Genomic DNA, 14,518 nt, shown 5'->3' on the forward strand with positions numbered 1-14,518 from the left:
CGCCGTGACAGCAGGCCCCGCGTGAGGAATGCAAGTCAATTTTAAACCCATCGTAGAAGAACGAGGAATCTATGAAGGTTCTGGTCGCTGTAAAACGAGTTATCGACTACAACGTAAAGGTGCGCGTCAAGCCGGACAACACCGGCGTTGATCTCGCCAACGTCAAGATGGCAATGAACCCGTTCTGCGAAATCGCTGTTGAAGAAGCGGTTCGTCTGAAAGAAAAGGGCGTTGCCAGCGAAATCGTGGTGGTATCCATTGGCCCGAAGGCCGCCCAGGAGCAAATCCGTACTGCTCTGGCTCTGGGTGCCGACCGTGGTATCCACATCGAAACCGACGAAGAGGTTCAGTCTCTCGAAGCGGCCAAGCTGCTCAAGAGCGTGGTTGAGAAAGAAGAGCCCAAGCTCGTGATTCTCGGCAAACAGTCCATCGATTCCGACAACAACCAGACTGGCCAGATGCTGGCGGCGCTGACCGGCATGGGTCAGGGCACGTTTGCCTCTGAAGTGGTTGTGGAAGGTGACAAGGTCAACGTAACCCGCGAGATTGATGGCGGCCTGATGACCGTTGCCCTCAACCTGCCGGCGGTTGTGACCACCGACCTTCGTCTGAACGAGCCGCGTTATGCTTCTCTGCCGAACATCATGAAGGCCAAGAAGAAGCCGCTCGAGTCCATGAGCCCGGCCGACCTGGGTGTCGACATTGCCGCACGTCTCTCCACCCTGAAGGTTGAAGCTCCGGCTGCCCGTCAGGCGGGTGTGAAGGTGGCTGACGTAGCTGAGCTGGTCGATAAACTGAAGAATGAAGCGAAGGTGATCTAAATGAGCATCCTTGTAATTGCTGAACATGACAACAGCAGCCTGAAGCAGGCTACCCTGAATGTTGTAGCGGCTGCCAAGGCCATCGGCGGTGATATCGACGTGCTGGTTGCCGGCGAGAACTGCGGTGCCGTCGCTGAAGCCGCTGCCAAAGCCGAAGGTGTTAACAAGGTACTGGTTGCCGACAACGCTGCCTACGGCCATTTCCTGGGTGAGAACCTGGGCGACCTGGTTGCCGAAGTTGGCAAGGGCTACAGCCACATCCTGGCGGCTGCTGGCACCACCGGCAAGGACTTCATGCCGCGCGTTGCTGCGCTGCTGGACGTTGCCCAGGTTTCCGACATCATTCGCGTTGAATCCGAAGACACCTTCGTGCGTCCGATTTACGCCGGCAACGCCATCGCTACCGTAAAAGCGAACGACGCCATCAAGGTGGTTACTGTTCGCCCGACCGGTTTCGACCCGGTTGCAGCTGAAGGTGGTTCTGCCTCTGTGGAACAGCTGGATGTGGTTAAAGACGCTGGCCTGTCTTCCTTCGTCAGCGAAGAGCTGGCCAAGTCGGATCGTCCGGATCTGGCGTCTGCGGGTATCGTGGTCTCTGGTGGTCGCGGCATGCAGAATGGCGACAACTTCAAGATGCTGGAGCAGGTTGCCGATCTGATGGGCGCCGCCGTGGGTGCATCCCGTGCCGCGGTTGATGCCGGTTTCGTTCCCAACGACATGCAGGTCGGTCAGACCGGTAAGATCGTTGCACCGCAACTGTACATTGCCGTTGGTATCTCCGGTGCCATCCAGCACCTGGCCGGTATGTCTGACTCCAAGGTGATCGTGGCGATCAACAAGGACGAGGAAGCACCGATCTTCCAGGTTGCCGATTACGGCCTGGTCGCGGACCTGTTCGAAGCGGTTCCGCAACTTGAGGAAGAGCTGAAGAAAGTCCTGTAACTTTCTGAAAGCACGAAAAAAGGCACCTAAGGGTGCCTTTTTTTATGGCTCCTTGAAACGATCCGTTTTTCGGCTTTCCCGATAATCAGCGTGTCCGCAAGAATATGCAGTGCGCGATTGGTGGTGCGAACGCCGCGATAGATTTGTTGGCTGGTCTGATCGTGGGTCTGGCGGGCCTTGCGGGCGCTCTGGCGGAACTCGTCATCCCGGGAAAAATGATCGATCAGACCAAACGTGGTCGCGGAAATGGCCTTGTGAACCCGTTCAACGGCGGTTGCTCCGCTGGTGACGGTTTCTTCCAGCAACTTCGCGCGGTTCCGGACCTCCATCAGGTCCATCCGGCTTTTCTGAATGGCACTGTTCGCCGCGATACGTCGGGCGTTCACCAGCCGCAGCGCACGTCGGCTGTCCAATAGCTGCCAATAGCTGTACGCCAGACCAGCACTGGCGGTGGCCATCAGGGTGGCTGAGATAACGATCGTGATCATGGATTAGGCCCCTCTCAGCGGTATTCAATGTGCATCTGGACTTCAATGTCCCGCTCTTCCAGTTCCTGCTCAAGCTCCTTCATGACTTCCTGATACACCATTTTACGAACCATCACCGGCAGGTGGTCGGCCAGCACCCGGGCAGAACGCGATTCCCGTTTGGCCAGTGCAATCGGATCGACTACTTTAAGCGTAAGAACCAGCTCCGGATCGTTGTCCGGGTCTGTGATGTCATCGCTTTCCATCATTCGGGCAATGACTTTACGTTGCTCCAGTACCTGCCAGGCAAGAAGGGCACTGAACGCCGTCAGGAACAGACTCACTATCAATAGCAATGTCGCCAAGGTAAACCTCCGGGACGCGAAGTTGTTTGCTACTCTGGCTGCAGTGTGCCGGAACCGGAGAGACAAACGATTGGCCGTGCCGACGGCCGACCGTGGATGCGCAGGAAACGGGAACAGCCCCTCAGAAACATGAGAATCCGTTGCAGTTCTGCCTTGATGTACGCAGTATCAATAGGTTAAAACACGTTTTCAACATACCAGAGGACAGTACATGGTTTGGTTCAAAGCTTTTGTCAGCGGTTTTCTCGCAACACTGGTCTTCCACCAGGGCCTGTTTGCCCTGTTTTACGTTGCTGGAATGGTGCCGGCCGCGCCTTTCAATATGGCACCGGTGCCCCCGCTGGGTGTCCCGGCGGTCGCGTCACTGGCCTTTTTTGGCGGGCTGTGGGGTATCCTGCTGTGGGCCATCCTGGGCAGGCTATCCGGGGTTAAATACTGGCTTGGCCACGTCCTTGTCGGTGCCGTGGGCCCGACGGCCGTTGCCATGCTGGTCGTGTTTCCCGCCAAGGATCTGGCCGTTTCCGCACAGACCTGGGTTGGGGGGCTGATCCTCAACGGTTTCTGGGGCTTCGGTGTTGCACTGTTCATGTATTTTCTCCACCGCAAGAAGGGATAAACAATGACAGACACAAAGGAAACCACCTACGACCTGGTGGTGTTCGGCGCAACCAGCTTCGTCGGGCAGATTCTTACTCGTTATCTGTTCGAAACCTATGGCCTGGGGCAATCGGTGAAGTGGGCGATTGCCGGTCGCTCGGACAGCAAGCTGAACGCGCTGAAAACGGAGCTGGGCAGTGGGGCCGATGCGCTTCCGGTGATTGTGGCGGATGCCTCTGATCAGGCGGCTCTCGAAGCCATGTGCAAGCAGACGCGAGTCATCATCTCCACAGTGGGACCGTATGCGCTGTACGGTGAACCTCTGGTGCAGGCATGTGTGCGGACCGGCACCGATTACTGTGACCTGACCGGGGAAGTGCAGTGGATTCGCAAGATGGTGGAGCGTTACGAGGAAGAAGCAAAATCCTCCGGCGCGCGGATTGTGCATTGCTGCGGGTTTGATTCCATACCATCCGACATGGGTGTCTGGTTCCTTCAGAACAAAGCGGAGGAGACTTTTGGAGCACCGTGCCGGGATGTCCGCATGCGGGTCAAAGTCGCCAAGGGTGAGTTCTCCGGCGGCACCGTGGCGTCGATGATGAACGTTGCCAAGGAAGCGGCTGCCGACCCGCAACTGCGGAAGGAACTGGCCAATCCATTCTCTATCTGCCCGCCGGAACACCGCTCGAAAACCCGCCAGCCCAGCCTGAAGGGTGCGGAGTTTGACGAAACGTTCCAGGCCTGGCTGGCGCCGTTTGTGATGGGCGCGATCAATACCCGCGTGGTTCACCGCTCCAATGCGTTGCAAAACGCACGCTATGGAATGGAATTTACCTACGATGAGGCAATGATGACCGGGCGTGGAACCAAGGGACGCCTGGCGGCCTATGGCATCACCGGGGGCCTGGCCGCGTTCTTTACCGCCTCAGCGCTTCGCCCGACGCGCTGGCTGGTGGAGAAATTCGTGCCTAAACCCGGCGAGGGGCCCAGCCCCGAGGCACAGAAAAATGGCTTCTACGATCTGAGGTTTGTCGGTCGCACTGAAGACGGCAAGACCATGATCACCAAGGTGACCGGAGATCAGGACCCGGGGTACGGGTCTACCGGGAAAATGCTGGGAGAAGCCGGCATGTGCCTGGCGTTCGACATTCCCTCGGACCAGTCCGGAGGCTTCTGGACGCCGGCGTCGCTGCTGGATGGCAAGCTCCTTGAGCGCCTGACCAGCAAGGCCGGTTTGACCTTCGAAGTGGTGGAAACCCGCTAGGCGGTCAGATACATCACGCGGTCGGTGCCCGGCAGGGCATCGGGCCCGTGAGCCAGACTGATCACCGTTCTGCCGGCCAGGAACCCGTCCAGCCGTTTGCTGATGCGCTCCCGGGTGCCGGTATCCAGGCCAGTGAATGGTTCGTCCAGAATCAACACCGGCGCCTCCTTCAGTAACACGCGCGCAAGCGCCACCCGCCTTGCTTCGCCCCCAGACAAGCGGCTTCCACCACTGCCCAGCCAGGTGTCCAACTGCCGGGGTTCGGATGCGAAACGATCGCCCAACTCGACAAGCTCAAGTACCCGCCACAACTGTGAATCGCTCGCATCGGGTTCGCCGAGTAACAGGTTTGCCCGCAAAGTGTCCTCGAACAGCACTGTGGTCTGGGTGAGGTAGGCTAAGGGGCGGATGGACAGGGCACCGTGGGCCGGTGGGAGCAGTCCCGCCAGGGTATCGGCCAGCGACGATTTCCCGCTGCCGGAATGCCCGATGATACCGATCCGTTCACCGGCGCTCACTCGCAGATCGAAATGGGTAAACACCACAACATGTCCCGGGTGCCTGACGGCCAGATCCCTGGCCATCACCGCAATACCTTCGGGGCAGTCGACGGTGTCTGGCGGGTCAGTGTCGACGACAGGCACGCAGTCACGATTCAGCCGCACCGCCGAGGCTTTGGTCGCGCCCAGTTTGCCAAACGCCTCCGGAAGCATGGCAAACACTTCGCCCAGGCCGAGTAAAGCAATGGGCAGCAAAACCAGCACCGGCCCGGACACCGCATTCGACTGCAGCAACCCGAGGCCCGCCCATAGCGCAAAGACCGCGGCAAGATTGATCAGCAATTGGGCGCCGGCCAGATGCCAGCCGACCCGGGTATCGATCCGGGCCTGGGCCGTCGTTACCCGATGGGCCTGGCGCATAAGCCAGGCCGCATGCTTTCCAGTGCGCCCGGCCGCGGTCAGTTCGGCGAAACCGTCAATGTGTTCGATCACCGCGGTGCGAAGGCTTTCCTGCCGGTCACTCTGGTGGAAGGCCAGGGCGCGGGTGCGGATATAAACGGCCAGCGTGGCGATTGCCAATGCGCCCAGCAGGATCAGCCCGACCCCGGCTGCAGTGGTGTAATCGGACAGCACTGCCGTCAGAGCCACCACCAGCGCGGTGCTCAGGGCGGCCATTGCCGCGGGGGCGATCAGCCGTAGGTAAAGAGTATCCAGGGCGTCCACGTCGCTGGTGAGCCGCGAGAGCCACTGGGCGCCGGTCAGCTCATTACGCAGTCGGCGGTGGGCGGAGGCAAGCCGGGTGAACAGCGCGACACGGATGTCGGTGAGCAGGCGCAACACAGTGTCGTGGTTGTAAACCCGCTCCAGATAACGGAATACCGTACGAGCTACCGCGAAAAAACGGATGGCACCGCCGGGAACGTACAGGTTGATTGCCGCGGCGGTGCCCGCGGCCAGCAGGATTCCGGTCAGCGCTGTTTCGGTGATGAACCAGCCGGAAACCGCAAGCAGGGCAATACCGCAAAGCAGGGTGGCAAACAGCAGCACACCGCCGGTCAGCAGGCGCCCGGGTCGCCGGAAAATGAGTCTGAGCCAGGGCCTCAGTTCACGCATCACGAACCTCGCCGCCGGACACCAGCAACACCCGGTTCGCCAGTGTCAGCAAAGCCTGGTGGTGGGTGGAGAAAATCAGCGTCTTGCCGGCTACCGCCAGTTTGTGGAGGGCTTCGAGCACGAATACTTCGCTGTCGCTGTCGAGCCCTGCGGTGGGTTCGTCGAGCAGGATCAGGTCGTAGTCCGCCAGGAACAGTCGTGCCAGGCTGAGTCGGCGTGCCTGCCCGCCCGAAAGACCCTGGCCATCTTCGGAAACAGCGCTGTAAATACCGGCCTGCCGGCTGTCCAGAAGGGGTCCGAGGCCCACATTCCTGAGCGCGGAGTCGATGGCGATATCGGAGGCGTCCGGGGTGGTCAGCCGAAGGTTGTCGGCCCAGGTACCGTGTACCAGAAAGCCTTTCTGCCCCAGCCAGCCAAATGGAAAACTGCCAGGTGCCCGACCCAACACCCGAATCTCTCCCCGGTCCGGTGCCATAAAGCCGGCGAGCAAATGCAGCAAAGTTGACTTACCGCCGCCGGAGGGCCCCGTCAGTGCGATTACCTCGCCTTTCTCGACGTGCAGGGAGAGGTCGCGGAACAGGCAATTATTTTCCTGGAAGCCAAGCGTGACAGACGACAGGGAGATGGATTGCGCATCCGGTTTATCCGCATCCGCCGTGGCCACCCCATTTGTGCAGCGTGGGTCAACAGGGGAATTGAGACGATCGATCAGTTCGGCGCCGGCGCCCAGAGCCGCCGCGCGGTCGTGGTAATGTTGGGAGAGCGTGCGCAGGGGTTGGAAGAACTCCGGTGCCAATAGCAGGATTAGCAGGCCGGAGAACAGAGTCAGCTCGCTGGAAGGGCCAAAGGTGATGAAGCCGAGCAGGCCGAATCCAATGTAGATGGCGATGACGGCAATGGCCACGGAAGCGAAGAATTCCAGCACCGCCGAAGAGAGAAACGCCACCCGCAGCGTTTTCATGGTGATTCGGCGGTAGTGGTCCGAGCGCTGTTCGATCAGATCTGTCGCGCTGCCGGTCTGGCCAAATAACTGCAAGGTGGTTAAGCCGCGTACCTTGTCCAGAAATTGCCCGGACAGACGACTGATGGTTTCGAAATGCTGCTGGTTGAGCTTCTCGGCCCCCATCCCGACCAGGGCCATGAACAACGGTATCAGCGGTGCCGATAACAGCAGAAAAATGGCGGCTAGCCAATCGAGCCAGAACACCACCGCCAGAATCGTCAAAGGTACAATCACCGATAAGGCCAATTGCGGCAGGAAGCGGGCAAAGTAGCCGTGCAGGGCTTCCACATGGTCGATCCACTCCCGCGCCAGGGTGCCGGACGACGTGTGCGCTAATGCAACCGGGCCGGTGGCCCGCCAGTGGCGGTTGATCCGCCGCCGTGCATCGCGACGCACCTGTTCACTGCAGCGGGCCGCAAACCGCGTCTGAAGCCCCTGGGCAAGAGCCCGTATCACCAGCGTAAGGATCAGGCCGGCGAACAGAGTGGTGAGCCCGGTCACTGGAACCTGTTCAATCACCCCACGATGGATGACGGCAGCCAGCAGCGCCATCTGTACGATAGTTGCGAGACCAGCCACGGACCCCGCGATGACGGTGGCCCCGATCCAGGGGCGACTGGCCCGGGCGAGGGCCGCAAGCCACGGGTTAACCTGCTGTGCCCGGTCGGCGGTCGACCGGGCATCACCCGCTTCAGACTGCGGTTGCACCACTTAGTGGTAGCCCTCGCCGGCGCGAACCTTTCCGCGAAATACCCAGTAGGTCCAGGCGGTGTAGACCAATACAATGGGGATCACGAACAACAGCCCGAGCAGCAAAAACAGCTGGGATTCATAGGCCGAGGCGGCGTCCCACAGGGTGTAGTCCGGCGGCACCACATAGGGCCAGCGGCTGACCACCAGGCCAAGGTAGGTGAAAATGAACATACCCATGGTGGCAACAAACGGCATGCCCTCGAACCGGTTGCGAACGGAGCGGAAGATCTGGAACGCACACAGCAACGTCAATGCAGGCAGAATCCATATCACCGAGAGGTTCGAGAACCAGCGGTCCCTCACCATGTCGTCGACGAACGGCGTCCACACGCTGATGGCGCCGAACACCACCAATACCGCCGCCAGCAAGGGAAGCGCGAGTTTGTAGGCCCAGGCCTGCAGGCGGCCTTCGGTCTTCATGATCAACCAGGTTGCGCCAAGCAGGGAGTACCCTGCCAGCAACCCCAGGCCGGTCAGCACGGTGAACGGCGTCAGCCAGTCCAGCGCGCCGCCCACGTAAATGCCGTTCGCCACATCCATGCCTTGAATATAGGCGCCAACGACCGCGCCCTGAGCAAATGCCGCGATGGTGGAACCACCGGCAAAGGCCCAGTTCCAGAGGTAGCGGGACGTGCGTGCCTTGAAACGGAACTCGAAGGCCACGCCCCGGAATATCAGCCCGGCCAGCAGCAGGAACACGCCGATGTACAGGGCCGGCAGGAAAATGGAATAGACCAGCGGGAAGGCGGCCAGCAGGCCAGCGCCACTGAGCACCAGCCAGGTCTCGTTGCCGTCCCACACCGGTGCCACGGTATTCATCATGGTGTCCCGGTCTTCCTCGGACGGTGCAAAGGGGAAAAGAATGCCAACGCCCAGATCAAAGCCATCCATCAGCACATACATGATGATCCCGAAACCGATAATAAAAGCCCAGATCAGCGGCAGATCGAACAGTTCCATACTCAGTGGCCTCCCTGTTTGATGGGCTTGGCGGTTCCGACCAAATTGTCGTCGTGGTGCTCAATCTCAAAGGGCACGTGGGTAGCAGAGAACGGCCGTTTAGGTCGCTCTGCCTCGTGCTCGTCATCCTCATGGGTATCCTCAAGCCCCACGTAGAGCACCCGCATCAGGTAATATACCCCCGCCGAAAACACCAGCGCGTACACCACGATGTAGCCGATCAGGGAAAACAGCGCCATGCCGCCGGTCAGTGACGGTGTCAGCCCTTCCGCGTGGGTCATCATGCCGTACACCAGCCAGGGCGCGCGGCCGGATTCTGTCACGATCCAACCGGCCAAAACGGCAAAGAACGGCGTGATACTCATGAACCGCAGCCCCTGCAGGAACCAGGGCGAGCGCCAGTAACGCCCGCCGGCGCGCAATATCAGGCCGGTCACGCCAAAGGCAATCATCAACAGGCCCAGCCCGACCATCACCCGAAACGACCAGAACACCAGGGCGACCGGTGGCTGCTCATCCACAGCCACTTCGTTGAGCCCGGGCACTTCGCCGTCCCATTCGTGGGTGAGGATGAAGCTGGCCAGGTTGGGCACGCCAATCTCGAACCGGTTGGTCTGATTCTCCTGATCGGGCAGGGCGAACAACAGCAGCGGTACGTTGCGTGAGGTTTCCCAATTGCCCTCCATCGCGGCGACTTTGGCCGGCTGGTGCTCCAATGTGTTCAGGCCGTGAAAATCGCCCACCACGGCCTGGGTCGGCGCAATGAACAGCAACAGCCACAGGCACATGGACAGCGCCTTCTTGTTCGCTTCCACCTCGCGACCGCGCAGCAGATACCAGGCACTGACACCGGCCACCACAAAACCCCCGGTCAGAAATGACGCCAGGCCCATGTGCATGAAGCGGTAAGGGAAGGAGGGGTTGAAGATGGCTTCGCTCCAGGAAGTGACGAAGAAGGTGCCATCGCGAAGTTCAGCGCCCGCCGGCGTGTGCAGCCAGCTGTTGGCAGACAGGATCCAGAACGACGAAATAAAGGTACCCAGGGCCACCATGATGGCCGCAAAGAGGTGAACCCCGGCTGGCACCTTGTCGCGCCCGAACAGCAATACCCCGAGGAACGCAGCCTCCAGGAAAAAGGCGGTGACTACCTCGTAACTGAGCATCGGGCCGAGGAAATTGGCGGAAGCCTGGGCAAAGTTGCTCCAGTTGGTACCGAACTGGAACGACATAACGATGCCCGACACCACGCCCATCCCGAATACCACGGCAAACACCTTGGTCCAGAAAGCGGACAGCTTTTCCCAGATGGGATTCCGGGTTTTGAAAGCCAGGCCCTCAAGCACAGCTATGTACGAGGCAAGCCCGATGGTGAACACCGGAAAAATGGCGTGAAATGACACCACGAACGCAAACTGGATTCGCGATAGGATAAGAGGATCAAGTTCCATGGGAACCTCCGGTAACTACTCACACGTTAGGTTAACGGGGCCGATACCCCGCCTGGCCGCTGCCCGGGCTCATCTTGTAGAGTTGTTATTACCGGCAGATGCAGGTCATGCTACGGGAAACATGACCTGAACCAACAGGCCATGTTGTCCCACCCATTGATTTAAAACAAGTATGGCGAATCCGATGAGCTTTTACGAAGACCGAATACTGCCTCACATCATAGACCGGGCGTGCTCCATGGGCCAGGTCATGAAACTGCGCAGCCACGTGGTGCCGAACGCAAAAGGTACTGTGCTGGAAGTCGGCATGGGCTCAGCCATCAATCTGCAATTCTACAACCCTGACCAGGTAGATCTGGTGTATGGCCTTGAGCCATCGGAAGGTATGCGCCGAAAGGCTCAGCCCAACCTCAGCCGGTCACCGGTCAAGGTGGAGTGGCTGGATCTGCCCGGCGAGAAGATCCCGCTAGCCGATAACAGCGTTGATACGGTATTGCTGACCTTTACGCTCTGCACTATCCCGGACTGGCACGCCGCGCTGCTGCAGATGAAACGGGTGCTGAAGCCGGGCGGGGAGCTGTTGTTTCTGGAACACGGAGAATCCCACGAGCACAGCGTGCGAACGTGGCAACACCGCATTACCCCAGGCTGGAAGAAGCTCGCCGGCGGCTGCCACCTGAACCGCCACATTGCCGATCTGATCCGCGAAGCGGGATTCGACATCGTCGAACTGGAAAATCTGTACGTCCCGAAAACGCCGAAAATTGCCGGTTACATCTACAAAGGCAGGGCGGTGAACCCGGCCTGATTCTCCGCGGAATTGGAATTGCGTTAGCCCACAGGGCCTTATACAATTCTGCCCCTCAAAACTCCCTCCGATGCTCCGGTGGTGAAATTGGTAGACACAAGAGACTTAAAATCTCTCGACCTCACGGTCGTGCCGGTTCGATTCCGGCCCGGAGCACCATTAGAATCAATTGATTAGCTAAGATTCGTGTCGCGTCCTTTTGTTGTCGTTTATCTATGTAGACATAATGTAGGCAAAAGTTTATCTGCTATTCTGTAGCGTTGTGTTGTGCGCTTATAATATTTGAGGAACTAAGCAGCCAATGGGACAAGACAAACCCGTTACAACGATAGGGCAGAAGAACGGGAGAGCGAAGGGATGGCTGATATTCTTGGGGAGCCTTTTAGGAGGGTTTCTTGGGGTTATTACCGTGTGGCTAATCTTCTCAGACTCAAGTTCCGGCTTGATTGATGCTGCTAACGGCATCCTTTTCAACAAGCCCAATCTCAGCCTAAGTCAACAAGACACCCTTCTCTTACAGCGAATGATTGAGAGTGGCTCGATTTTGACGCCAAGCGAGACCATGGCTGAAGTGTCGTCGTTTTACGAGCGCGTAATAACCATACTGACCACGTTAATTGCATTTCTTGGTGTGATAGCGTACATGTATGTACGTACAGTGTCTGAAGAGTCTGCGCTACGCACAGTGCGAGAAGCGGTAGTCAGCCAGATAGATTCAGAAGCACACAAACAAGACGTGAAAAAGAACGTCAAAGAGCTTGTAGAGCCGGAGCTGAAGCGGCGTATAGATGCGAAAATAGCAGGTCTCGATTCATACATTAGAGACTTGGACGAGAGAATTGCCGAGCTCGATAAGGCGAGAGCCAGCATGCCGTCAGATAAAGTTATCGAAGATATTTATGCACAAATTGGTAGTATCGCGAAGCGCATATCGATGGATGATAAGGAAGAAGCCGACACGGATGGGCAGGAGTTAGATCTTGATAACGAAACGGGTTCGCAGGAGTGATCACTTTAGGTTGATGAGTTAAATGGCCGTCATAAAGCGTAGAGTAAAAAAGACAGATTTGTCCCACTTAACCAGTGGTGTGAAACAGTTGGCTGCCCAAGAGCTTCTGAGTGAAGCTCGAAGAAAGGGCATCAGCACTGTTCCGCTGGATATTGAGCGGCTAATCAAGTCTTTTGGCATCAAAGTGAAGATAGTGCCTATGGACGATGAGGTTTCAGGGCACCTATCTCTTTCCGATGGTGTGTGGGAAATAGCCGTAAATGCTCTCCATCACCCTAAACGGCAGCGTTTTACTTTGGCTCATGAGCTAGGGCATTATGTACTCCATCGTTGGCAGTGCCAGCGCTTCGAGGATACGAAATTATTTCGTAATAACGAATCTAACCCCATGGAAGTTCAAGCCAACGACTATGCTGCAAATCTCTTGATGCCCGAAGTAGAATTTAAGGAATACATTAGAACCGTATCCAAAAATATTGATAGCATTGCTGACCACTTTAAAGTATCTGCATATGCGGTGAGGGTCAGAGCAAAAAATCTCGGTTTTGGTGGGCATGGCTTATAAGGGAGTTTATGAAGCCGATAAATTACCTCCAGATTATCAAGACGACGGATGCAGAACTCAAGGGGTTCTCCAACCTCTCGGACGAAGTAAAAAACAAAATCCTGCCGCTGTTTGAACTGACTCGCTCTAGAACTACTAAAATTGTTCCAGAAGGCAGCATACATCGTAGACTTGAAAATATTAAGGATGCGGTCGGAGATATTCCATTTATTCTCGACCTGACTAGTCATGAAGACTTGATGAATTATGAAATTGAGGAGCTGCTAGATGATACGGGTGGTTTTTCTGCATGGACTGATTTCATCGATAACCTCAATTTAAAACAAGTAATTCCTGCTATACACGTTTATCAGGACGGTGATCCGAATGATATTGTCCGACAGGTCAGAGTTTTATCAAGCTCCAATGAAAAAGTTGCTTTTAGAATTAGCTCAAATGACGCGGAATTAGAATTTTATCTAAGGAATATTAAGCGAGGGTTGGCTGCTGACAGTCAACTTATACTAATTTTTGATGCTGAGTATATTTCTGAGTGGGATTGGCCAAAGAAAAAAAATGAATTAGAGCAAAAAATACTTTTCGCTCAGCGATATATTCCGGACGCGTCCATCTCCGTCTGTGGTTCCTCTTTTCCAAAGTCAGTAAAAGACGCAAGCTCTGGAAAAGACGACTATGGAAAATTGCCTATCTGGGAATGGTTCATCTTCAATGAACTAAAAGCCTTGTACCCAAATATAATATACGGAGATTATGCTTCCGTTCATCCCCTTAGATACCAAACCGGTGGTGGTGGTTGGGTTCCGCGGATCGACTACCCGTTAGAGGATAATATCATCTACTATCGTTACAGGCGTGACGACGGAAGTTACCCGAGATGCGCAGCGGAGCTTGTTGATGACCCGGATTTTGACGGCTTGAGCTGCTGGGGAACCGAGCAAATATACAGCGCGCTATCTGGTGAGCCTAACGGCAAAAGCCCCTCCTTCTGGATAGCCGTTCGTCTTAACATTCATATCACTCGTAAGGCTTTGAGGCTCTGCTAGCGGATCTCTCTGTGTATCCCTAAATTCAAAAGGTCTTCGAAGTGGATTTTGCTTCCCACCTCTCTTCGAAAGGTTTGAAAGCTCTTTTGATATTTTCTTAGTATCTGCTTTCTGAACGTTTCTCTAAATAAATGAATAGTTGCTGTTTTCAACAGCCTTCTCGACAGCTCATCCACTCCATCAGCTTTAGAAAAGCTCATGCTTAGCGCGATCATCAGGTGCGATAAACTAGTCCGATCAAGAGAAAGCGAAAGACCTTTTTTATCAAGTCTTTTAATTTGTTTTGCTTTTCTCTTAATTATCAGTTCGCCATCCTCTAAAATCATTAAACCTACATTTCGTGGAACGTTTGGACGTGAGTTCTCAAGATGATTTTTTGATAATAGAAGCCACACAAAATCAAAAACCCGAGTGTAGTCAGAGATTTGTTTTTGGAGGCTGTCAAGGTTGTCGAGATCTGATTTGATTTCGATTGCATGAACGCAGCCATTCAACACTAAAACGGCATCCGCCCGACGTTGTCCTGCTAGAAATGGGAGTTCAAGGGCAATGCATGTTGGTGCAAAGCCAAAGTAATGTCGGACTAGTGCTAATTTATAAACTTCTTCATTCATCGGTACACCTTTAGGGGCGGCTGATTGTAGCCCAGCTCCTTGGATGAGTACAGTTATTGAAAGAACTCCGAGGGGGGGTGGGGGAACCTCACCACTCAACTTCTTCCAGGCATAGGCTGTATCTCCGGGTAGCGCGTCGATTTCCGGTTCTGTAACGTACCTGACGTGAGTTAACTGCTTGAGTCGGTCCAGCCAAGAGCCATCAGAACTAGGTTTCGATTCAGCCTTTTTGAGGCGCTTAATTTC

Annotated in this window: 15 protein-coding genes and 1 tRNA gene; 9 read left to right on the plus strand and 7 right to left on the minus strand. The window is 56.2% G+C overall.

Features of this window, described 5'->3' with window-relative positions:
• Window positions 1-71 precede the first annotated feature (71 nt).
• Complete coding sequence (locus tag DYI22_RS01175; protein WP_213476201.1) at window positions 72-821, plus strand: electron transfer flavoprotein subunit beta/FixA family protein; 750 nt, start codon at window positions 72-74, stop codon at window positions 819-821.
• Window positions 822-1,763, plus strand: a complete 942-nt coding sequence (locus DYI22_RS01180) for an electron transfer flavoprotein subunit alpha/FixB family protein (RefSeq protein WP_213476202.1) — start codon at window positions 822-824, stop codon at window positions 1,761-1,763. It abuts the gene before it with no gap.
• A gap of 26 nt (window positions 1,764-1,789) precedes the next feature.
• Here DYI22_RS01180 and DYI22_RS01185 read toward each other — a convergent pair whose 3' ends face one another.
• Together DYI22_RS01185 and DYI22_RS01190 are read right to left on the minus strand one after the other, a co-directional pair.
• The gene (locus DYI22_RS01185) at window positions 1,790-2,251 is read right to left on the minus strand and encodes a hypothetical protein (protein ID WP_213476203.1); all 462 of its coding nucleotides are present in this window, start codon (window positions 2,249-2,251) and stop codon (window positions 1,790-1,792) included.
• Window positions 2,252-2,265: 14 nt separating this feature from the next.
• Entirely contained in the window at window positions 2,266-2,595 is a 330-nt protein-coding gene (locus DYI22_RS01190) for a hypothetical protein (RefSeq protein ID WP_213476204.1), read from the minus strand.
• 211 nt (window positions 2,596-2,806) lie between these two features.
• On the opposite strand from DYI22_RS01190, the gene DYI22_RS01195 reads away from it, so the two are divergent.
• Together DYI22_RS01195 and DYI22_RS01200 are read left to right on the plus strand one after the other, a co-directional pair.
• On the plus strand, window positions 2,807-3,211 hold the full coding sequence (locus tag DYI22_RS01195) for a hypothetical protein (protein WP_213476205.1): 405 nt from the start codon (window positions 2,807-2,809) through the stop codon (window positions 3,209-3,211).
• A gap of 3 nt (window positions 3,212-3,214) precedes the next feature.
• Window positions 3,215-4,456, plus strand: a complete 1,242-nt coding sequence (locus tag DYI22_RS01200; RefSeq protein ID WP_213476206.1) for a saccharopine dehydrogenase family protein — start codon at window positions 3,215-3,217, stop codon at window positions 4,454-4,456.
• On the opposite strand, the gene cydC is transcribed toward DYI22_RS01200, so the two are convergent.
• From cydC to DYI22_RS01220, 4 genes are read right to left on the minus strand one after another with little or no spacing between them, the layout of a single operon-like run.
• Window positions 4,453-6,069 (minus strand): thiol reductant ABC exporter subunit CydC, encoded by a 1,617-nt coding sequence (cydC, locus tag DYI22_RS01205; RefSeq protein ID WP_213476207.1) that lies wholly within the window; start codon window positions 6,067-6,069, stop codon window positions 4,453-4,455. The two genes, DYI22_RS01200 and cydC, sit on opposite strands and share 4 nt — an antisense overlap.
• On the minus strand, window positions 6,062-7,783 hold the full coding sequence (gene cydD, locus DYI22_RS01210; RefSeq protein ID WP_213476208.1) for a thiol reductant ABC exporter subunit CydD: 1,722 nt from the start codon (window positions 7,781-7,783) through the stop codon (window positions 6,062-6,064). The genes cydC and cydD overlap by 8 nt, the downstream gene beginning before the upstream one ends.
• Window positions 7,784-8,785: a cytochrome d ubiquinol oxidase subunit II gene (gene cydB / locus DYI22_RS01215; protein WP_213476209.1), complete on the minus strand. Its 1,002-nt coding sequence runs from the start codon at window positions 8,783-8,785 to the stop codon at window positions 7,784-7,786.
• Between the two features lie 2 nt (window positions 8,786-8,787).
• Window positions 8,788-10,233, minus strand: coding sequence for a cytochrome ubiquinol oxidase subunit I (locus tag DYI22_RS01220; protein WP_213476210.1), 1,446 nt, complete (start codon window positions 10,231-10,233; stop codon window positions 8,788-8,790).
• A gap of 184 nt (window positions 10,234-10,417) precedes the next feature.
• On the opposite strand from DYI22_RS01220, the gene DYI22_RS01225 reads away from it, so the two are divergent.
• The 5 genes from DYI22_RS01225 (at window position 10,418) to DYI22_RS01245 (ending at window position 13,658) form a co-directional block, all read left to right on the plus strand.
• Entirely contained in the window at window positions 10,418-11,041 is a 624-nt protein-coding gene (locus DYI22_RS01225; protein ID WP_213476211.1) for a class I SAM-dependent methyltransferase, read from the plus strand.
• Between the two features lie 72 nt (window positions 11,042-11,113).
• A tRNA-Leu gene (locus DYI22_RS01230) sits at window positions 11,114-11,200 on the plus strand.
• A gap of 142 nt (window positions 11,201-11,342) precedes the next feature.
• Complete coding sequence (locus DYI22_RS01235; RefSeq protein WP_213476212.1) at window positions 11,343-12,050, plus strand: hypothetical protein; 708 nt, start codon at window positions 11,343-11,345, stop codon at window positions 12,048-12,050.
• Between the two features lie 22 nt (window positions 12,051-12,072).
• Window positions 12,073-12,615, plus strand: a complete 543-nt coding sequence (locus DYI22_RS01240) for an ImmA/IrrE family metallo-endopeptidase (RefSeq protein WP_213476213.1) — start codon at window positions 12,073-12,075, stop codon at window positions 12,613-12,615.
• Between the two features lie 8 nt (window positions 12,616-12,623).
• Window positions 12,624-13,658 carry a beta family protein gene (locus DYI22_RS01245; RefSeq protein ID WP_213476214.1) on the plus strand — a complete coding sequence of 345 codons (1,035 nt, stop codon included), beginning with the start codon at window positions 12,624-12,626 and terminating at the stop codon, window positions 13,656-13,658.
• Here DYI22_RS01245 and DYI22_RS01250 read toward each other — a convergent pair.
• Entirely contained in the window at window positions 13,655-14,272 is a 618-nt protein-coding gene (locus tag DYI22_RS01250; protein ID WP_213476215.1) for a sce7726 family protein, read from the minus strand. The genes DYI22_RS01245 and DYI22_RS01250 overlap by 4 nt on opposite strands.
• Window positions 14,273-14,518: the final 246 nt, after the last annotated feature.

The sequence above is a fragment of the Marinobacter lipolyticus genome (assembly GCF_018424605.1).
Lineage (GTDB): Bacteria > Pseudomonadota > Gammaproteobacteria > Pseudomonadales > Oleiphilaceae > Marinobacter > Marinobacter lipolyticus_B.